Source organism: Methylobacterium sp. GXF4, assembly GCF_000272495.1.
GTDB classification, from domain to species: Bacteria; Pseudomonadota; Alphaproteobacteria; order Rhizobiales; family Beijerinckiaceae; genus Methylobacterium; species Methylobacterium brachiatum.
The window spans coordinates 37,230-54,470 of sequence record NZ_AKFK01000084.1; the positions used below are offsets into that span (position 1 = coordinate 37,230).

Below are 17,241 nucleotides of genomic sequence, written 5' to 3' on the forward strand. Positions count from 1 at the left end.
CCGGCCGCATGCGCGGGCTGCTCCCTCGTGATCGAAACGGTGATGATCTTCGCGCTGGGCTTCCTGGCGGCGAGCCTGTGCGGCCTCCTGCTGCTCCCGGCGCTGAACGCGCGCGCGGCGCGCCTGGCGCGGCGGCGTGCGGAGGCACGGCTGCCGCTGTCGCCGGCCGAGATCGCCGCGGAGCGGGATTTCCTGCGCGCGCAATTCGCCGTGCAGCAGCGCCGTCTGGAGCGTCGGGTCGAGACCGTGCAGGCCAAGCGCCACGCCGACCTCGCCGCGATCGGCGCCGGTGCGATGCGGGCGGCGGCCCTGGCCCGCGACGTCGCCGCGCGGGATGCCGAGATCGCGCAGGCCCAGGCCAAGACCCGTGAGCTCGAAGCGGAACTGAGCAGCGCCCGCGAGGACGGCACCGCGAGCTTCGCCACGTTGCGCGCCCTCGAGGAGGCGCATGCCGACCTGCTCGACAGCCTTTTGGCGATTCGGCAGGGCCGCGGCGCCGACCGGCCTCAGGGTGAGGATTCCACCGCTCTGGCGGCCGAGCGCGACGATCTGCGCGCCAGCCTGAAGGCCGCCGAGGAGGCCCTGGCCCAGAACCTGGCGGATCGCCAGGGCGGCGTCGAGCGCGAGAACGCCGACCTGCGCCGGCGGATCACCGAGGTGGCCGACGCCCTGACCGGCCAGGACCGGATGCCCCGGGCGGCATTCCCGGCTCCGCAACCCGAGCGCGTCTGACCGGGCTGCCAGGACGGATCCTCACCGAGAAACGTTCGTCGGTTGCCTTGTTTCGACCATGCAAAGGCATCATCGCAACCGGGACTTATCCCGACATTCCTGACTCCGAGAGATGGTACGTATCCCCATGCGCCTGAAGCCAATCCTTCTCGCCGTCGCGGCGGCCGCCGCCCTGACGCTCCCGGCTGCGGCGCAGCAGTCGAAGCGCGGCAACGAGACCCTGAAGAAGTACTGCACCGGCGACTACCTGACCTATTGCGGCAACCTCGCCCCCGACGATCCGGCCACCGACGCCTGCTTCCAGAAGAACTGGAAGAAGCTCAGCGAGAATTGCCGTCGGGCGATCGACGCCTACGAGGCGCAGCAGCAGCAGGACGCCCCCGGCAAGGGCAAGCAGGGCGCGCAGGGCACCCGCGAGCAGCGCGGCTGAGGCGCGCAGCCTCGCGGCCGGACCTGGTGAAGCGAGGCCGGGAGGCGTGTGGCGGCTGCGCGCTCGCGCACGCGCCCGGCAACCGCTAAGGTGAGGCTCCCCGCCGGCCTCGAGCGCCGGCGCCGAGCCCGCCGGACCCTCGCGCGATGTTGTCGTCTCCCGCCCTGAAGCTCCTGGCCGCGTCCGGCCTCGTCGCCGTCGCGGTCTCCGCCTGCGGACGCCGCGGCTCCCTCGAGCCGCCTCAGACCTCGGCCCCGGCCGCGCAGACATCGACCGACTCGGTCAACGGCCGCCGGACCCTGCCGGTCTCCGTCGGGCTGGGCGGCGGCGCCGCCGAGCCGACGCCCGCCGGCGTGCAGGCCGGCGACGAAGTCGCCATCGCGGCGATTCCCCCGGGCGGCACGGGCGCCCCGGTCGAGACCAGCCGCGGCGCCAAGCGCGGCTATCGGATCCCCAAGGAGCCTTTCATTCTCGATCCGCTGCTGTAGACGGCGGAGGCCGGGGCATCGCTCCGCGCCTGCGCCGTTCCGCGCCCCTCCGCGATGGGCGCCCGACAGCGGGCGGCCGGGATGTTTCACGGGAAACACCCGCGCTCCGGCGCGCAGGAGAGACACGGCCGAGATGCACCATTTCCACTATCGCGACGGCCGCCTGCAGGCCGAGGACGTCGACCTGACGGGCCTCGCCGCGGAGGTCGGCACGCCGTTCTACTGCTACAGCACCGCCACCCTGGAGCGGCACTACCGGGTGTTCGCCGAGGCATTCGCGGGCGACGACGCGCTGGTCTGCTTCGCCATGAAGGCGAACGCGAATCAGGCCGTGCTGCGGACGCTGGCGGCCCAGGGCGCCGGCATGGACATCGTCTCGGGCGGCGAGCTGCACCGGGCGCTCGCCGCCGGGGTCGATCCCGCCAAGATCGTCTTCTCCGGCGTCGGCAAGACCCGGGACGAGATGGTCGCCGCGCTCCGGGCCGGCATCTTCTGCTTCAACGTCGAGAGCGAGCCGGAACTGGCCCAGCTCTCCGAGACGGCGACCGGTCTCGGCCTGACGGCACCGGTCTCGGTGCGGGTGAACCCGGACGTGGATGCCGGCACCCACGCCAAGATCTCCACGGGCAAGTACGAGAACAAGTTCGGCATCCCGATCACCCGGGCCCCGGAGGTCTACGCCGCGGCCGCCGCCCTGCCGGGGATCGCGGTCCACGGCGTCGACATGCATATCGGCAGCCAGATCACTGACCTGGCGCCCTTCGCCAGCGCCGCCCGGCTCCTCGCCGACCTCGCCCGGCAGCTCCTGGCCGCGGGCCATCCCCTGCAGCACATCGATTTCGGCGGCGGCCTCGGCATCCCGTACCGGGACGACAACGCCCCGCCGCCCGACCCCGCCGCCCTGGCCGCGACCCTGCGGCCGCATTTCGCGCCGCTCGGCCTGCGCCCGGTCTTCGAGATCGGCCGGATGATCTGCGGCAATGCCGGAATCCTGGTGACCCGGGTGCTGTACGTGAAGCATTCGGAGGGCCGCACCTTCGTGATCGTCGACGCCGCGATGAACGACCTGATCCGCCCGACCCTGTACGAGGCCTATCACGGCCTGCGCCCGGTGGCCGAACCGGGGCCGGACACGCCCCGGATGGTCGCCGACGTGGTCGGCCCGGTCTGCGAGAGCGGCGACTACCTCGCCCTCAACCGCGAGATGCCGGCGGTGAAGGCCGGCGACCTGATCGCCGTGATGAGCGCGGGCGCCTACGGGGCGGTCCAGGCCTGCACCTACAACACCCGCCCCCTGGTGCCGGAGGTGCTGGTGCGGGGCGACCGGGCGGCCGTGGTGCGCCCGCGGGTGGGTGTCGCGGATCTCATCGCCCTCGACCGGGTGCCGGACTGGCTGGCGTGACCGACGCGGCGATGGACGCCCCGGCGAGCGACGTGGCGCCGCTGACCCTGTCGATCTTCATCATCGCCCGGAACGAGGCCGATCGGATCGGCGCGACGATCCGGGCGGTGCGCGACCTGACCGACGACCTCGTGGTGGTCGATTCCGGCTCCACGGACGGTACCCAGGCGCTCGCGGCCTCCCTCGGCGCCCGGGTGATCCACAATCCCTGGCCGGGCTACGGCCCGCAGAAGCGCTTCGCCGAGGAGCAGTGCCGGCACGTCTGGCTCCTGAACCTCGACGCCGACGAGGTCGTCCCAACCGCGCTCGCCGCCGAGATCCGCGCCCTGTTCGCCGCCGGCGAGCCGAGCCGGCCAGCCTGGCGGATCGGCATCGCCGAGGTGTTTCCCGGCGAGGGCCGGCCCCATCCCTGGGCCTACACGCTCACGCCGGTGCGGCTCTACCGCAAGGACCGCGGCCGCTACGTTCCCTCCCCGGTCCACGACCGGGTCGCCCTGGAGCCCGGGGTGAAGCCCGGCCGTCTCCGGGGGGTGATTCACCATTTCTCGGTGCGCTCCCTGGGCGACCAGCTGGACAAGCTCAACCGCTATTCCGACCAGCAGGCCGACGACCTCGAGGCCCGGGGCGTGGTGATTCCGACCTGGCGGGTCTTCGTCGAGCTGCCGGGCAATTTCCTCAAGGCCTATCTCGGCCGGCGCCACCTCCTGCGCGGCACCTACGGCTTCCTGACGGCCATGAACTACGCCATGTCGCGGCATCTGCGCATCGCCAAGCACTACGAACGCCGCCGCCGCACAACGACGGGCCCGGATCGGGTTGACCCGCCCGATCCGACCTTCTAGAGCCAGAGCGCCGGAGACGTGGCCGAGCGGCTGAAGGCACTCGTTTGCTAAATGAGCATACCCCGAAAGGGGTATCGAGGGTTCGAATCCCTCCGTCTCCGCCAACTGGCTGTAGGCCGCCAAAATCGGCCTTCATTCCCAACTGCTTTCGCTGAGCGGCACTCCCTTTGTCTGGGATGGCGGGCGCGCGGCTTGCAAGCTGCGCGTGCGGGCTGTGTCGCACGGGGACACCGAAAGCGGCCCTGTCCGCACCGGCGACGGAGCAGGACGGGCCTCATACTGCACCGATAGAGCGCGGACTGTGTCAGCGGGAGGGCCACGGCGCTCTGCGACCCTGTTTCGATACACGAAGCTCGAAAGAGCCGCCTCTGGCGCAGCTGAAGCCCCAGCTTCGTGGCCTCGATTTAAGCCGATCCCCGCAATCGGCCCAGTCCACCCGCAGGAGCATGGGAAGCCTGCGCAGAGGTACGCAAATGCCGCCCGGCTTTAATCCGTCCCGCCGCGTGCGGGGCGGCACGGCGCGATGGCGGCGGAGACCCCATCTTGGTCTCGTACAAGAAGAAACCGGCCGGATTGACCGGCTTGTAGTTTGTAGGAGCTCAGTTTTATCCATGAAGACCCGTATCGCTGCCGCCGTCACCGCTTTTGTCCTTGGCGTCGCTCCGATCTCGTCGGCCATGGCCTCAGATGGTGCGCGCTGGACCGGCCTCGCACCCTATGACGTCGAGACCACCGGAGCGCTGGGGCTCGGCGTCCACGACGCGCCCATCTACGACCGCTGCCCGATGAGCTCGGCGGCGGAGGGCAATGCCGACCAGCAGACCCGCCCGGTGAAACAATACGGTCAGACCACCGGCGGCTATCGCTGCTGATCCGGCAGGCGACGCGTGCCCATGGCCCTCAAGGCCCTCTCCTACGCGATGATCGGCGTCTTCGTCGGCGGCCTCCTGATGACCCTGTTCGGTTCGGCCAGCATGCTGCTGGGCCTGTAGCCGAACGGCCCGGGCTGTCGCGCGGACCGATCTAATCGACCTGCGGCGGGGTGCGAGCCCCGCCGCTTTTTCATGGGCTGCCCGAAACCACACCGCGATCGTGCCGCGTCACGTTCACCATCAGGTTGATGAACGGCCGAGCCGGAGGGGGTTCAGGGCCGGGGTCGCATCCTCCTGGCATCCGGTCCGGCCAGCGCGGGCCGACGGTTTCAGGAGTTGGTGTCATGATGCGCTTCAAGACGCTCGGGATGGCCGCGATCCTCGCCGCGGGGCTCGGCACCGCCACGGCGGCGAACGCGGCTCCGTTCGGCTACGGCCCCCTCGGCGGCACCGGGCTGATCGAGCGGGTGGCCGGCGGCTGCGGCCCGGGCTTTCACCCGAATCCGTGGGGCCATTGCCGGCCCAACGACCGCGGCTGGGGCTATGGCGGTCCCCGCGGCCCCTATGGCGGCCGCCCGGGTTACGGATACGGATATGGCGGCGGCTACGAGCGCGGCCCCGGGGGCTACGACGGCCCGCGTCGCTTCTACGGCGGCTGGTAGCCGGCATCGGGCGTCGCGCGGCGGTGCCCGACATCGCCTCTGAACCGGCCGGGCTCCCGGACGGTTCTCCCGCCGGAGGTTCCCATGTCCGATCTGTCCCAAGAGCCCAAGCGCGTGAATGTCGAGGATCCGAGTTCGGCCGCCTACTGGGCCCGGCGCCTCCAGGTGCCGGTCGAGGACGTGACCGCGGCCGTGCATGCGGTCGGCGATGAGCCGGCCGCGGTCGCGGCCCATCTCGACCGGCCGTGGCCCTACGACGGCAGCGGCATCGTCTAGGGCCAGCCCGCGCCGGCACTGAGCCGGCTTCCGGCGCGGCGGTGAACGCTTCGGCTCGATGCCCCGCTCGTCGCGACCGCGCGGGCGGGGCACCGATCCGATCGCGTCGCAAGCACAACCCGGGGGCGCATCGCCGCAGAATTATTACCTCAAAAGTAGTATTACTGTTCGAATGGCCCAGCTGATACGCAGTCTTTGCAGCTGGGTGCGCCGCAATAAGTGAGACATGCTCAGGCACGGGCGACGTGCAGGGCGTGATGTGATGATCGATGAATTCCCGGAGGACCAAGTCGGCAGTCCCGAGCCGGGCTCCGAACTGGCGCAGGAAGCCAACGGCGTCGCCTTTCTACTCGCCAGCGCGGCCTACCTGGCCCTCGCGGACGCTTATCTGCGTCGGGAGGGGCCACCCGGCCTGACGGTGATGGACGAGATCGAGGACAGGATCGAGGAGGCGCTCCAGAGCTTCGTCGCGGAGACCGCCTACCACGATGCGCGCCCCGACATCCTGGCGCACGCGACCGCCAAGATCCGCGCCCTGCTCGAGGCCGGACGCTCCATGTCGCCCGGCCCCGGATCGCTCCAGTGAGGCGTGCTGCCACCGGGTGCCGCACCGATCGGCTTCCGGGACGGCGCGCCACCTGACCCGGGAAGGCCACGGCGCGGCGCGACAATGGCCCGGCCTTTGGGGCGGCTGGCGCCCCCTCGACGGACGCTACGGACGGGAGGCGGGCGCCTGGGGTGCCGGCTTCGGCTCGCCCGGTGCCTGCGGGGTCGGATCCTGGGGGAGTGGCTGGGTCTGTTGCGGCGCCGGGGCGGGTGCGGTCTGGTCGGTCTGCAGGGACTGGTTCGCCTTGGTCTGGATCTGGTCGGCGGTCTGCTGGCTGATGACGCCGTAGGACACGGCAGCCGCGAGGGCGACCGCGATGATCGCCCCGATGATCGTCTTCGTAAGCTTGGGCGGCATGGGGGCCTCCTCTTGCGTGGCGGTCGATCGTGTCAGGCGGCTTCCTTGCGCGTGACGACCAGGGCCCAGATCGTCGCCGGGATCCAGCCGATGATCGTCAGGTGCAGGATGATGCAGAGGATGCCCTGGAAAACCTTCCCGCGCAGGAACATGGCGAGCCATGGCGCGAGGAAGCAGATGAGGATCATGATCATGGTTGGAACGGCTCCTTGCCCCTGACATAGGCGGCCGGTCCCGTTCAGCCAGACCTTGGCGGACGGGCCCGCGACGCAGCCGGTCGGGCCGGGCCGTCCCGATATCGGGCACGCCCGGATCGCGACGCGGAAGCCCGCCCGAGCGGGCGGCGCCGGTCACCGACCAGGGGTCACCTACCAGGGGTCACCTACCAGGGGTCACCTACCAGGGGTCACCTACCAAGCATGGACGAGGTGGCCGCCGGCCAGAACGAGGACCGCGAGGGTCACGAGCGAGATCAGAACCTTCCGGCCCGCCTCCGCCGCGCGCCCCGTCGCGCGCGAGGGCCTGCGTCGGCCGTCCGGCGTCCTGAGGATGTGGATCTTCGGATCGGAGAGATGCTGTGTCAGGCTCTCGGGCAGCGCGCGCTTCGATGCGCCAGACTTCGACCGAATCCTGCGCATCCGACATCCCCAACCAAAACCGCTTCGCACCGGCCCCTCGTCCACGAGGCGGCGGGCCGCTATCCGAGGGTGACCGCACCGTCGACCGGGTTCACCGCGACAACGCGCGGCCCGCGGATATCGGGATCCCGCTGCTCCCACGCCGACAAGGCCGCGTTGGCGGCCTCGACGATCGCGCCCGGCGCGCCCCTGCCGATCTGGGGACGGATCGCCTCGACGAGCCGCGCCAGGATCGTCTGCTCCTCGAGCGGATGGGCGGGCATCGTCGCGCGCCGGCAGAAGGCGGCATAGACGTTCTCGGCGATCACACGGGCGACGCGATCGGCGTCCGGTGTATCCTGTGCCATCTCCATCCGTCTCCTCAGAGCGTGTGCCGTCGGCGCCTGTTCTAGAGCGCGCGGCGCCGAAGTGGAGACCGGGTCGTCCCCAGCGGGGCGTGACAGCGACGAGCGGCATGACGGATCGCGATCGATGTCCGTCCTACCCACCGCCCTCACCCCGCGGCGCCTGTCAGCCCGGGGGCGGCGGATCAGCCCGGACGTCGAGGCGGCTCGCTCAATCGTCGTCGAGATCGGCCGGCGAGCCGGGCGGCAGGGGGCCGTCGTCGATGACGCCGCGATCGCCATCGTTGAAGGGCGGCCCGTCGAAGCCGACGACGCCGTCGGGATTGTCCGGCGTCACGTTCGGATCGACCCGGCGGATGCCGTCGCGGCCCAGGCGCCGGTCGATCCGGTCCATCCGCTGGAGGTCGCGCTCGACCGGGACGTCCCGGGGATCCTGGGCCAGCGCCTCCGGCGAGACTGCAAGGGCCATCAAGGCGCCGAAAGCCAGGAGCCGCATGTCGGAGAGCCCTTCGTTCTGAGGTGCCCGGCAAGAAGCGTCGCCGATCGCCCGGGCCGGGCGGGCATCGGCCACGACCCGTCCTTGACGACTGTGCCGGTGATCGCTCGGCGGATCAACTCTAAGTGGTAGGCACTCCCGGATCTCGTTCGGGATCCGAATCTTCCGAACTTGGGCGCCCCAACGTGCCGCCGCCTCCGATCCGACGATGGGGCTCCGTAGCCGGCTGTCAATCGATCGGGCAGCCCTCGGCCCGCTCCCGCCGGCGGCGCTCGGCGTTCTGCTGGGCCTGCTCCTGCCAGCTCTCCTCGGGCGGCGTCATCTCGGTCCGGCGGGTTGCGAGACCCAGGGCCGTCGAACCGCGCGCTCCCGCCGGCAACGAGCCCGTCGTGCGCGGGTCGTCGCAACCCAGGCGGGACTCATCGCTCTCGGCCAGGGCCGGGGTCGCGCACACGATCAGGGTCGCGACGGTCGCCAGGAATCTGTTCATGCGTGCGGTCACAGGCTGCCGTCAAAATATCCGTTGGCGGCGGGCGGAGCGTCGGATCGCGGACACCAGCGAGGCGTATGGCGAAACGCTTAACGAAAAAGAGCCCGCCGCAGCTGGTGCCGAGCGGGCTCGAAGGGGTCGTCTTGGGAGGAGGCTTTACCTAGCCCAGATGCGCCGCTGGGAGCATTGGCGATCCGGCATGGCCGAGGCGCGCTGGCGGCATGTAACCGCTACGCTCGCACGCTCGTGACTTGTGATCGGGCCCGCGCGCGGGCGTCGAGGACGATGACGCGCCCGCGAAGACCGTGCCGCCGCCGGCTCTGTATTGATCGCGGGCCGGAAACGCGCCGTGGCGCGCCGGGGATGCAGTCGCGCAACGACCAGGCACCGCAGAGGCGAAATCTTATTCTGCGATGCAACTTCTGGTTAGTATCACCGGCCTAATGTGCCGCGATGTTGCCGTCCGGCGAGGCGTCCGATGTACCGTGCTCTGGCCTGCCTAACCGAGGAGCACACGCCGTGGGTGCTCCCCCTGGCCGCCTGCGTCTGCTGGATCTCCTGCTACGTCGCCCTGTTGCTGGAGCAGCGCGTCCGGAAGGGCGGCGCCTGGGCGCCGACCTGGCTGCTGGCCGCCGCCTTCTCGGCGGGCGCCGGCATCTGGAGCACCCATTTCATCGGCATGCTCGGCTACGATCCCGGCATCGTCGTCGGCTACGAGATGGCCACGACGGCTTTGTCGCTGATCGTGGCCGTCGCGGCGGCCCTGGTCGCCTTCACGCTCCTGCGCGCCGCGCGCCGGGACAGGCCGTGGGTCGGGGCTTTGGCCGGCCTGATCCTGGGCGGCGGCATCGCCTGCATGCATTTCCTCGGCATCGCCGGCGTGGTCCTGCCCGGACGGTTCGACTGGGACCTGGCCCTGGCGCTGGCCGCGACGGCGATCGGCTGCGGCCTCTCCGGCGCCGCCCTGGTGGTGCATGTCCGCGGCGGCGACGCGCGGACCCGGATGGCCGCGGCCACCATCCTGACGGCCGCCATCGCGGGGCTGCACTTCCTGGCCATGGCGGCGGCACGGGCGATCCCGGATCCGGCCCTGGACATGCCGGATCTCGGCCTCGCCCGCGGCGCCGTGGCGGGCGGCATCGCCGTGATGATGGCGGTGATCCTGGCCTTCGCGGCGCTCGCGCTGATGCTGGATCACCTGCGCACGATCAACGCCGCCCTCGCCCGCCAGGGCCTCGCCCTGCGCGAGAAGACGCTGTTGCTGGACAGGACCCTGGGCAGCATGGACCAGGGGCTGATCATGGTCGACGGACGCGGCCTGGTTCAGGTCTGCAACGAGCGCGCCCTGGTGCTCCTCGATCTGCCCCGCGCGATGATGCGGTCCAGCCCCAGCTACAAATCCGTCCTGCGCCATCAGCTGCAGAACCGCGAGCGCAACCGGACCGACCGCTCGTACCGGGACTGGATCGAGCGGGGCGGGCTGGAGCAGGCCCATGTCCACGAGCGCGTGCGCCCGAACGGCCTCGTGCTCGAGATCCGGACCGTGCCGCTGCCCGATGGCGGCTTCGTGCGGACCTTCACCGACATCACCCAGCGCAAGGCCGCGGAGGCCGAGGTGACGCGGCTCGCCCGCCACGACATCCTGACCGGCCTGCCGAATCGCGGCCTGTTCCGCGAATATCTCGACGGGCGGCTGGCCGACATCGCGCTCCGGGGCGGCACCGGCGCCGTCCTGTATCTCGATCTCGACGGCTTCAAGGGCGTGAACGACACGCTCGGCCATCAGGCCGGCGACGACCTGCTGCGCAGCGTCGCCGACCGTCTGCGCTCGGTGGTGGGCGACGGCGTCGTGGCGCGCCTGGGCGGCGACGAGTTCGCGGTCCTGCTCGACGGCGGGCGCGACGAGGCGACCGGGATCGCCGAGCGTCTCACCGGCCTGTTCCGAGCGCCGCTCCAGGTCGGCGACCAGCGGATCGGCGTCGGCCTGAGCGTGGGCATCGCGCTCGCCCCGGAGCACGGCGCCAGCGCGGAATGCCTGTACCGGCGCGCCGACCTCGCCCTCTACCGGGCCAAGGCGGAGGGCCGGGGCACCTACCGGGTGTTCGCGGCCGACATGGACGAGGAGGCGGAGGAGCGCCGGGTCCTGGAGAGCGACCTGCGCCAGGCGCTCGCCGACAATGCCCTGAACCTCTACTACCAGCCGCAGGTCGACGGCGCGTCCGGCGTGCTGGTGGGGTTCGAGGCGCTGGTGCGCTGGGCCCATCCGGTCCGCGGCGAGATCCCGCCCAGCGTGTTCGTCGCCCTGGCAGAGGAGACCGGGCTGATCATCACGCTCGGCGATTGGGTCCTGCGCGAGGCCTGCCGCGAGGCCGCGACCTGGGCGCCGTCCCTGAAGGTGGCCGTGAACCTGTCGCCGCGGCAATTCCAGAAGCCGGACCTGCCCGAGACCGTGCTCGCCGTGCTGGCCCAGACCGGCCTGTCGCCGGACCGGCTCGAGCTGGAGGTGACCGAGAGCGTGATCATCAACGACATGGCCCGGGCGATCAGCATCCTGCGGCGCCTGAAGGGGTTCGGCGTCCGGATCAGCATGGACGATTTCGGTACCGGCTACGCGTCGCTCGCGACCCTGCAGGCCTTCCCGTTCGACAAGATGAAGATCGACCGCTCGTTCGTGGCGCAGCTCGGGGTCGACCCGCAGGCCGCCGTGATCGTGCGCGCGGTGCTGAGCCTGGGCCGCAGCCTGCGGATGGGCGTGGTCGCCGAGGGCGTGGAGACCTCCGCGCAGCGGCGCTTCCTGGCGGACGAGGCCTGCGGGGAGATGCAGGGCTACCTGTTCGGCAAGCCGCGCCCGATCGGCGACTATGCCGAGATGCTGTGTTGCCCCGACGAATCCGAGGAGAGGCTCCACGGCGCCCGGGCGCGGGCCTGACCGTCCGCGCCGAACGGCGTGGCAGCCCGGCGATTATCCGGAGATCCCGTCGCGGCGCCGGGCCGGGCTTAAGCCCGGGGCCGGGTCAGCCGTGGGGCGAGCGCCGCCGCACCGCGGATCGCGCATCCGCCCGCCGCGACGCGGCCACCGCGCGGATGCGCGCGGCCCGGGCGCGCTCGGTCTCGGCGACGCCCGCCGGCCGGGGCGCGGCCTCGACGGTGAACGGCATCCGGCTGCGGATGTCGCCGTAATAGTCCGAGCCGCTCATGCCGAAACCGCCGCCCACGACGGGACCATCCATGAGCGGCTCCCCGGCCGAGGCGGCCGTGGCACAGCAGACGAGGAGGGCGGCGTAGATCAAGCGCATGCAGGAACTCTGGCAGGAAGGGACGGCGGTTTTACGACCACGGGCGTCACGGCGACGCGAGCGCCGGACGTCACGGCCGCTCGGCCCCGCCCCGATCTGCTCACGGGGCGGGGGAGCGTCCAATCTCACCAGCGGTCGAGCCCATACGCAACGCGGCTCGGACGCGAGAATGCCGGACTTGGGTTAGCGGACCCTGCGCCCGCACCGGCCGGGCGATCCCGACGCGGGACTCGCGCATGAGAAAGCCCGCCGCGGCGCTCGGCCGGGCGGGCTGACGAAGCATGCAGGCGTATCGGACGCGTTAGAAATCGCCGCGCCGGCCGAAGCCCCGCGGGCCGCCGTAACCGCGGCCATAGCCACGACCGTAGCCGCGCCCATAGCCGTAGCCATGACCCCGGCCATAGCCGCGCGGGCCGCCATAGCCGTGGCGGCGGCCGAAGCCGGGCCCGAAGCGGGGACCGCCGTAGCCGTACTGGACCTGTTCCACGGCCGGGGCGGCCTCGGTGACGGCTCCGAGGCCGATCTGGGCAGCGGAGGCGGGGACAGGCGCGAGGAACAGGCTGGCCGCGAACAGGCCACCCGTCAGAGTCGGAATCTTGAACACACGGTCTCTCCTCGCCAAGGCCGCCGGTATGCACCCCTGGCTTGTGGAAACCCCTCGGCATCTCAGACCGTTCCTGACACGGTGCATCGGGTCACGCGCGTCCGGCGGGCCGAGCCCCATGCCGGCGCCTCCCCGGGCCGTCCCGCCGGGGGAGGCCGGGCGGGACGAAGATGAGAGCTGCAATGGTGAAATGGCTCCTGGTTGCGGTCGCGATCGTCGGCAGCACCCCGGCCGTCGCCCAGCGCCATCGGGCCAACAGGCCGCAGGGCCGCGGACCGATCGCGGCCCCGCAATTCGGCGTGCCGCGTCTGCCGACCACGACGCTGCGCCCCGCCGACGACGGCATCATCCACTGGAACACGCCCAACAAGGACGGCAATCTCGGCGGCCCGGGGACGGGCGGGGGCGGCGGCGGGGGCGGCTAGCAGGCCCCCTCCGGGATCAGCGGACCGCGCTCGATGACGGCGCGCGCGCTCAGCCGCCGCCATTGTCACCGCCGCCGCCGGCGCCGGTCTGGGGAACGGCGCGCTCCGGCTGGCTGGCGTTGCCGCCCGCCGCGGTGTCGGTGGTGATCGTCGCCGCGCCCGTACCGGTCGGGGCGATCACGGCCGTGCTGCCCGGACCGCTATTCTCCCGTCCGCCGGGCACGACCACGGTCCCCTCCGGCGTGCCGGGCGGGACCTGACGGGGCGGCCCGGGCTGGACGATCGGGGCGGGACCGGTGTTGGTCTGCGCGAGAGCCGGTGTCGCGAGGCTGAGCGCAAGAACAGCAAAGACAGCATGACGCATCAGAGGCTCCTTCATCTTGGCTGTGCCGTGCGCGTTGCACACGGGCTTCGTGCCAAAACGTGCGATCGGAGCGGTGGTTTCCGATCGACAGGCCTCCGGACAGGCCGGCCGCACGATCTCGCGCCCAGCCCTCCGGGATCGTGAACCGGGGCCGCTCCCGAGGACGCTGGCGCCGGGGGCGGGCGATCGGGACGTTCGAGCGCTCCCGCCTGTCGGCCGGCGGCGTTGCTGCGCGGGGCGGGCCGCGGCGGCGCTCCCGAGGCTTCGAAGCCAGTACTTCGACAATGCCGCGGCGCGGTGGCACTTGAGGTCGTCACAAAGGCTTGTGTTAGTCGAACAGGATTGTTGATCTCTGCGCTCGACAATGCGCGGCTCGGTCCTCTATGATGCTCAAATGGTGCCGGCACATGTCGAGCCGTTCAGCACGTTGTTTCCAGGAATTCCGCACACATGAAGCGCCGGAGCGCGCGGCCGTTCACGGTCGAAGTCAAGAATACCCGTCCCTCCCGCGTCGCGTTGGCCGATACGACGACGCGACCCCGCGAAAGCCAGACCCTCTGGTGGGACCTTCCCACGGAGACCGCCGAGAAGCCGGCCGTGGCGCAGCCCGCCCCCACCGCCCCGGTCGCATCCGCTCCGCCCGAGGCCCCGGCGCGCCGGGTGCTGCCGAGCCTCATGCCGATGTTCACCACCGAGGACGAGCCGGACACGGCGGCGGACGAGGCCCCGTCGATCGAGCGCCTGCCGCGGGTGCGTCGCGCCAAGGTTGCGGCGAAGCCGGCAACCAAGCGTGCGCCGAAGGCCGAGGCGGCACGGCCCATCTTCACCCCGGCCCCGGCGGTTTCGCGCCCGGCACCGGCCCCGAGCGCACCCGCTCCGGCCCGGGCCGCCGTGAATCAGCCGGCCGCGATGCCGACGCGCGCGATACGCCTGTCCCGCCAGGCCGACACCCTGAAGGCCGGCGAGCGCTGGAAGCGGCGGCTGCCGCGCCACCTGTGGTGATCTGAGCGGCGGGCACGGCCCATCACAGAGCAGGGCGGGCGCCCATCCGGTCGTGATCGGTGCCCCCCAACCCAACCCCCTCCTCCTTCGAGGCCCAGCACCGCTTCGGCGCCTGAGGGTGGGTGTCGGATAGACACTGTGTCATGGATCGGCGGGCACGGCCCATTGGCACGGCCGCCTTTCTCGGCGACAGCTACGATGGCGCATGGGGGCTTATGCCGGCCGCGCCACGTCCCATCCTGTATGGCGTGGATCCGCCAACGCGGTGGAATAGGTCTGCTCGTGCGGACGATCGGGTTGAGGCGTGCGCCGTCCCCGGACAGACAGACTCCGCGCTCTGCAAAGACGCCAAAGTCACCGATCCGCGCGGCTGCAGATGCCTGCCTCCCGTGACCGCCGCGTCCTGAAGGCGTGAGGCCGCGTCCGTCCCTCAGATGCCGACGCTCGCCGCGCCCGCCTCCGCGGCCTGGCTGACGGTCGCGCCGTTGCGCAACGCCATCGCGATCGCGGTCGAGGCCGTGTCGACGGCGCCGGCGCGATCCTCGCCGTAATCGTACATGCTGTTGGTCTGCGAGCCCAACCGGGCGTGGAAATTGTCGGGAAAGCTCTTGTCCATCCGCTGCTTCAGCAGGTTGGTCGCCGCATGATAATCGCCCTCGAAGCCCGCCGATTGATAGGCGGAACCGGCCTCGAAGGTGCCACCCTCCCGATCGGCGGCGGCTTTGCGGTTCTTGTGGTCGATCGTCTGCGAGAACAGGAAGCCGATAACCTTGGCCATAAGCCATCTGACGGTGTTCATCTCGGTCCTCGACGGTAGAAGCGGCGGAAGCACTTCGGTTCTGTACCACGCCTGGTCCGAAGACCGCGGATTTCTTCACGCGGATCCGGCCTCACCATCGCTCTTCGGCGATGAGCGCCCCGCTGCGGTCGAAGGTGCCCCGCCAGCCCTTGTCGTTCAGGCGGACGGTGACGCGGGTCTCGTCGGCATCCGCTCCGGACCCGGGTTTGATGCGAGCCTCGACCTGGCCGAGCCGCTCGTGGCGCTTGAGCGCGGCGACGCTGACACCCAGGCGCAGCGCCAGCTCGCGGGGATCGACGATCCAATCGCCTTTGTGACCGAGATCGAGCCGCACGGAGCATCCTCCATCGACGCGGCGCCGAGGTTAAAGCCGCCGGCCTCGGCCTGGAAGCCGGTTCTAGCGCCCGGCCGCGTGACGGTGGCGGGGGCCCCCGTGGTGGGCCCGTCCCGGGTGACGCCTCGCCTTGATCCGGGGCGGCGGCGCAGCCGGTGATGCGACCGCCGGGACGCCGTCATGCTCGGCGATGACCTGGCGGGCGCGCTCGACGCTCATGTCGCAGGCGCTGGTCATGCCCTGAAGCGCGCCGAGGGCGCGGTTGTATTCGGGCAGGTTGGTGCATCCGGGGACGCCCCAGGCCCGGGCCGGGGTGGGACCTGCGAGGAGCGTCACCAGAGCCAGCAGGGCGGCGCCGGTCATCCGGGTCGCGGGCCCGTTCGGATCCGGATCGAGATGCGCGCCCATGGAAACCTCCCGACCCGTTCGCGAGGTCAACCCGCATCGCCCCGGTTGGTGCGATCGCGAGGACGTCGCGGGCTCGGCGAGCCCCGGTCGAAACGCGGTGACGGCCCGGCGCGGCTTCGGCGCCGCGTCGGACCGTCCTGTCTGCGGCTGGGCCGGCCTTTAGAAGTCCATGCCGCCCATGCCACCCATGCCGCCGCCGCCCGGCATGGCCGGGGCTTCCTTGCGCGGCAGCTCGGAGATCATCGCCTCGGTGGTGACCAGCAGGCCGGCGATGGACGCCGCGCCCTGGAGCGCCGCCCGGACGACCTTGGCCGGATCGACGATGCCGGCCTGGAGCATGTCGACATACTCCTCGGTCTGGGCGTTGAAGCCGTAGGTCTCGGAGGCATTGGCCAGGATGTTGCCGACCACGATCGAGCCCTCGACGCCCGAGTTGGACGCGATCTGACGGATCGGGGCTTCCAGCGCCTTCAGCACGATCTTGATGCCGGCCTGGACGTCGGGGTTGTCGTTGGTGAGGCCCTGAGCGGCCTTCTTGGCGCGCAGCAGCGCGGTGCCGCCGCCCGGGACGATGCCTTCCTCGACCGCCGCGCGGGTGGCATGGAGCGCGTCGTCGACCCGGTCCTTCTTCTCCTTGACCTCGACCTCGGTCGAACCGCCGACGCGGATCACCGCGACGCCGCCCGCGAGCTTGGCCAGGCGCTCCTGGAGCTTCTCGCGGTCGTAATCCGAGGTGGTCTCCTCGACCTGCGCCTTGATCTGCGAAATCCGGCTCTCGATGTCGGACTTCTCGCCGGACCCGTCGATGATCGTGGTGTTCTCCTTGTCGATGCGGACGCGCTTGGCGCGGCCGAGCATCGGGAGCGTCACGTTCTCGAGCTTGATGCCGAGATCCTCGGCGATCATCTGGCCCTTGGTCAGGATCCCGATGTCCTCGAGCATCGCCTTGCGGCGATCGCCGAAGCCCGGCGCCTTCACGGCCGCGACCTTCAGGCCGCCGCGCAGCTTGTTGACGACGAGGGTGGCAAGCGCCTCGCCCTCGATGTCCTCGGCGATGATCAGCAGCGGCTTGCCGGTCTGAACCACGGCCTCGAGCACCGGCAGCATCGCCTGGAGCGAGGACAGCTTCTTCTCGTGGATCAGGATGTAGGGATCCTCGAGCTCGGCGATCATCTTCTCCGCATTGGTGATGAAGTACGGGGAGAGGTAGCCGCGGTCGAACTGCATGCCCTCGACGACGTCGAGCTCGGTCTCGGCGGTCTTGGCCTCCTCGACGGTGATGACACCCTCGTTGCCGACCTTCTGCATGGCGTGGGCGATCATCTCGCCGATCTCCTTGTCGCCATTGGCGGAGATCGTGCCGACCTGGGCGA

At 71.1% G+C, this 17,241-nt stretch carries 24 protein-coding genes and 1 tRNA gene; 13 read left to right on the forward strand and 12 right to left on the reverse strand.

Translation table 11 applies throughout. The features are described 5' to 3' along the window. Positions 1-42: 42 nt before the first annotated feature. From WYO_RS23490 to WYO_RS23535, 10 genes are all read left to right on the forward strand, one after another. Positions 43-732, forward strand: a complete 690-nt coding sequence (locus tag WYO_RS23490) for a hypothetical protein (RefSeq protein ID WP_007567252.1) — start codon at positions 43-45, stop codon at positions 730-732. A gap of 127 nt (positions 733-859) precedes the next feature. Beyond that, a complete protein-coding gene (locus tag WYO_RS23495; protein WP_007567254.1) occupies positions 860-1,162 on the forward strand; it encodes a hypothetical protein in 303 nt (100 codons plus the stop codon). A gap of 146 nt (positions 1,163-1,308) precedes the next feature. Then, positions 1,309-1,650, forward strand: a complete 342-nt coding sequence (locus WYO_RS23500; RefSeq protein ID WP_007567256.1) for a lipoprotein — start codon at positions 1,309-1,311, stop codon at positions 1,648-1,650. A gap of 133 nt (positions 1,651-1,783) precedes the next feature. Beyond that, positions 1,784-3,052: a diaminopimelate decarboxylase gene (gene lysA / locus WYO_RS23505; RefSeq protein WP_007567258.1), complete on the forward strand. Its 1,269-nt coding sequence runs from the start codon at positions 1,784-1,786 to the stop codon at positions 3,050-3,052. 32 nt (positions 3,053-3,084) lie between these two features. Beyond that, positions 3,085-3,894, forward strand: a complete 810-nt coding sequence (locus WYO_RS23510; RefSeq protein WP_047170915.1) for a glycosyltransferase family 2 protein — start codon at positions 3,085-3,087, stop codon at positions 3,892-3,894. Positions 3,895-3,906: 12 nt separating this feature from the next. Further along, a tRNA-Ser gene (locus WYO_RS23515) sits at positions 3,907-3,998 on the forward strand. Positions 3,999-4,505: 507 nt separating this feature from the next. Then, on the forward strand, positions 4,506-4,766 hold the full coding sequence (locus WYO_RS23520; RefSeq protein ID WP_007567262.1) for a hypothetical protein: 261 nt from the start codon (positions 4,506-4,508) through the stop codon (positions 4,764-4,766). A gap of 344 nt (positions 4,767-5,110) precedes the next feature. Next, positions 5,111-5,428, forward strand: a complete 318-nt coding sequence (locus tag WYO_RS23525; protein WP_007567265.1) for a hypothetical protein — start codon at positions 5,111-5,113, stop codon at positions 5,426-5,428. An 84-nt stretch (positions 5,429-5,512) separates the two neighbouring features. Next, on the forward strand, positions 5,513-5,704 hold the full coding sequence (locus tag WYO_RS23530) for a DUF3606 domain-containing protein (RefSeq protein ID WP_007567267.1): 192 nt from the start codon (positions 5,513-5,515) through the stop codon (positions 5,702-5,704). 262 nt (positions 5,705-5,966) lie between these two features. After that, positions 5,967-6,290, forward strand: coding sequence for a hypothetical protein (locus WYO_RS23535; protein WP_007567268.1), 324 nt, complete (start codon positions 5,967-5,969; stop codon positions 6,288-6,290). Between the two features lie 126 nt (positions 6,291-6,416). Here WYO_RS23535 and WYO_RS23540 read toward each other — a convergent pair whose 3' ends face one another. The 5 genes from WYO_RS23540 to WYO_RS23565 all read right to left on the reverse strand — a co-directional run bounded on the left by WYO_RS23540 (position 6,417) and on the right by WYO_RS23565 (position 8,636). Continuing rightward, complete coding sequence (locus WYO_RS23540) at positions 6,417-6,668, reverse strand: hypothetical protein (RefSeq protein WP_007567270.1); 252 nt, start codon at positions 6,666-6,668, stop codon at positions 6,417-6,419. Positions 6,669-6,700: 32 nt separating this feature from the next. Next, positions 6,701-6,862, reverse strand: coding sequence for a YqaE/Pmp3 family membrane protein (locus WYO_RS30105; RefSeq protein WP_007567273.1), 162 nt, complete (start codon positions 6,860-6,862; stop codon positions 6,701-6,703). Positions 6,863-7,365: 503 nt separating this feature from the next. Next, positions 7,366-7,653 (reverse strand): hypothetical protein, encoded by a 288-nt coding sequence (locus WYO_RS23555; protein ID WP_007567278.1) that lies wholly within the window; start codon positions 7,651-7,653, stop codon positions 7,366-7,368. A gap of 208 nt (positions 7,654-7,861) precedes the next feature. After that, the gene (locus tag WYO_RS23560) at positions 7,862-8,221 is read right to left on the reverse strand and encodes a hypothetical protein (protein ID WP_007567281.1); all 360 of its coding nucleotides are present in this window, start codon (positions 8,219-8,221) and stop codon (positions 7,862-7,864) included. Positions 8,222-8,375: 154 nt separating this feature from the next. Continuing rightward, a complete protein-coding gene (locus WYO_RS23565; protein WP_007567283.1) occupies positions 8,376-8,636 on the reverse strand; it encodes a hypothetical protein in 261 nt (86 codons plus the stop codon). Between the two features lie 478 nt (positions 8,637-9,114). Between WYO_RS23565 and WYO_RS23570 the strand changes: the two genes are divergently transcribed. After that, complete coding sequence (locus WYO_RS23570) at positions 9,115-11,565, forward strand: EAL domain-containing protein (protein ID WP_007567285.1); 2,451 nt, start codon at positions 9,115-9,117, stop codon at positions 11,563-11,565. An 85-nt stretch (positions 11,566-11,650) separates the two neighbouring features. On the opposite strand, the gene WYO_RS23575 is transcribed toward WYO_RS23570, so the two are convergent. Both WYO_RS23575 and WYO_RS23580 read right to left on the reverse strand, forming a co-directional pair. Then, positions 11,651-11,932 carry a hypothetical protein gene (locus tag WYO_RS23575; RefSeq protein WP_007567287.1) on the reverse strand — a complete coding sequence of 94 codons (282 nt, stop codon included), beginning with the start codon at positions 11,930-11,932 and terminating at the stop codon, positions 11,651-11,653. 301 nt (positions 11,933-12,233) lie between these two features. After that, positions 12,234-12,536: a hypothetical protein gene (locus tag WYO_RS23580; protein ID WP_007567288.1), complete on the reverse strand. Its 303-nt coding sequence runs from the start codon at positions 12,534-12,536 to the stop codon at positions 12,234-12,236. A gap of 182 nt (positions 12,537-12,718) precedes the next feature. Here WYO_RS23580 and WYO_RS23585 point away from each other — a divergent pair, with 182 nt between their 5' ends. Then, positions 12,719-12,961 (forward strand): hypothetical protein, encoded by a 243-nt coding sequence (locus WYO_RS23585; protein ID WP_039903917.1) that lies wholly within the window; start codon positions 12,719-12,721, stop codon positions 12,959-12,961. Positions 12,962-13,010: 49 nt separating this feature from the next. Here WYO_RS23585 and WYO_RS29110 read toward each other — a convergent pair whose 3' ends face one another. Further along, entirely contained in the window at positions 13,011-13,328 is a 318-nt protein-coding gene (locus WYO_RS29110) for a hypothetical protein (RefSeq protein ID WP_193375365.1), read from the reverse strand. Positions 13,329-13,775: 447 nt separating this feature from the next. Here WYO_RS29110 and WYO_RS23595 point away from each other — a divergent pair, with 447 nt between their 5' ends. Further along, positions 13,776-14,327, forward strand: a complete 552-nt coding sequence (locus tag WYO_RS23595) for a hypothetical protein (RefSeq protein ID WP_007567295.1) — start codon at positions 13,776-13,778, stop codon at positions 14,325-14,327. Between the two features lie 430 nt (positions 14,328-14,757). Here the strand turns inward: WYO_RS23595 and WYO_RS23600 are convergent, their stop codons facing one another. The 4 genes from WYO_RS23600 to groL all read right to left on the reverse strand — a co-directional run. Further along, entirely contained in the window at positions 14,758-15,126 is a 369-nt protein-coding gene (locus WYO_RS23600) for a hypothetical protein (RefSeq protein ID WP_007567297.1), read from the reverse strand. A 91-nt stretch (positions 15,127-15,217) separates the two neighbouring features. After that, entirely contained in the window at positions 15,218-15,460 is a 243-nt protein-coding gene (locus WYO_RS23605) for a DUF6522 family protein (protein ID WP_007567299.1), read from the reverse strand. Between the two features lie 63 nt (positions 15,461-15,523). Further along, complete coding sequence (locus WYO_RS23610; protein WP_007567301.1) at positions 15,524-15,868, reverse strand: hypothetical protein; 345 nt, start codon at positions 15,866-15,868, stop codon at positions 15,524-15,526. 159 nt (positions 15,869-16,027) lie between these two features. After that, the coding region (groL, locus tag WYO_RS23615) for a chaperonin GroEL (protein ID WP_007567303.1) at positions 16,028-17,241 on the reverse strand (1,214 nt) is incomplete at its 5' end.

What these genes read in the sequence shown, in the direction of transcription:
- WYO_RS23490 (WP_007567252.1), top strand. Translation starts at nt 43, where the DNA reads ATGATCTTCGCGCTGGGCTTCCTGGCGGCGAGCCTGTGCGGCCTCCTG.
- WYO_RS23495 (WP_007567254.1), top strand. Translation starts at nt 860, where the DNA reads ATGCGCCTGAAGCCAATCCTTCTCGCCGTCGCGGCGGCCGCCGCCCTG.
- WYO_RS23500 (WP_007567256.1), top strand. Translation starts at nt 1,309, where the DNA reads ATGTTGTCGTCTCCCGCCCTGAAGCTCCTGGCCGCGTCCGGCCTCGTC.
- lysA (WP_007567258.1), top strand. Translation starts at nt 1,784, where the DNA reads ATGCACCATTTCCACTATCGCGACGGCCGCCTGCAGGCCGAGGACGTC.
- WYO_RS23520 (WP_007567262.1), top strand. Translation starts at nt 4,506, where the DNA reads ATGAAGACCCGTATCGCTGCCGCCGTCACCGCTTTTGTCCTTGGCGTC.
- WYO_RS23525 (WP_007567265.1), top strand. Translation starts at nt 5,111, where the DNA reads ATGATGCGCTTCAAGACGCTCGGGATGGCCGCGATCCTCGCCGCGGGG.
- WYO_RS23530 (WP_007567267.1), top strand. Translation starts at nt 5,513, where the DNA reads ATGTCCGATCTGTCCCAAGAGCCCAAGCGCGTGAATGTCGAGGATCCG.
- WYO_RS23535 (WP_007567268.1), top strand. Translation starts at nt 5,967, where the DNA reads ATGATCGATGAATTCCCGGAGGACCAAGTCGGCAGTCCCGAGCCGGGC.
- WYO_RS23540 (WP_007567270.1), bottom strand. Translation starts at nt 6,668, where the DNA reads ATGCCGCCCAAGCTTACGAAGACGATCATCGGGGCGATCATCGCGGTC.
- WYO_RS30105 (WP_007567273.1), bottom strand. Translation starts at nt 6,862, where the DNA reads ATGATCATGATCCTCATCTGCTTCCTCGCGCCATGGCTCGCCATGTTC.
- WYO_RS23555 (WP_007567278.1), bottom strand. Translation starts at nt 7,653, where the DNA reads ATGGCACAGGATACACCGGACGCCGATCGCGTCGCCCGTGTGATCGCC.
- WYO_RS23565 (WP_007567283.1), bottom strand. Translation starts at nt 8,636, where the DNA reads ATGAACAGATTCCTGGCGACCGTCGCGACCCTGATCGTGTGCGCGACC.
- WYO_RS23570 (WP_007567285.1), top strand. Translation starts at nt 9,115, where the DNA reads ATGTACCGTGCTCTGGCCTGCCTAACCGAGGAGCACACGCCGTGGGTG.
- WYO_RS23575 (WP_007567287.1), bottom strand. Translation starts at nt 11,932, where the DNA reads ATGCGCTTGATCTACGCCGCCCTCCTCGTCTGCTGTGCCACGGCCGCC.
- WYO_RS23585 (WP_039903917.1), top strand. Translation starts at nt 12,719, where the DNA reads ATGGTGAAATGGCTCCTGGTTGCGGTCGCGATCGTCGGCAGCACCCCG.
- WYO_RS23595 (WP_007567295.1), top strand. Translation starts at nt 13,776, where the DNA reads ATGAAGCGCCGGAGCGCGCGGCCGTTCACGGTCGAAGTCAAGAATACC.
- WYO_RS23600 (WP_007567297.1), bottom strand. Translation starts at nt 15,126, where the DNA reads ATGAACACCGTCAGATGGCTTATGGCCAAGGTTATCGGCTTCCTGTTC.
- WYO_RS23610 (WP_007567301.1), bottom strand. Translation starts at nt 15,868, where the DNA reads ATGGGCGCGCATCTCGATCCGGATCCGAACGGGCCCGCGACCCGGATG.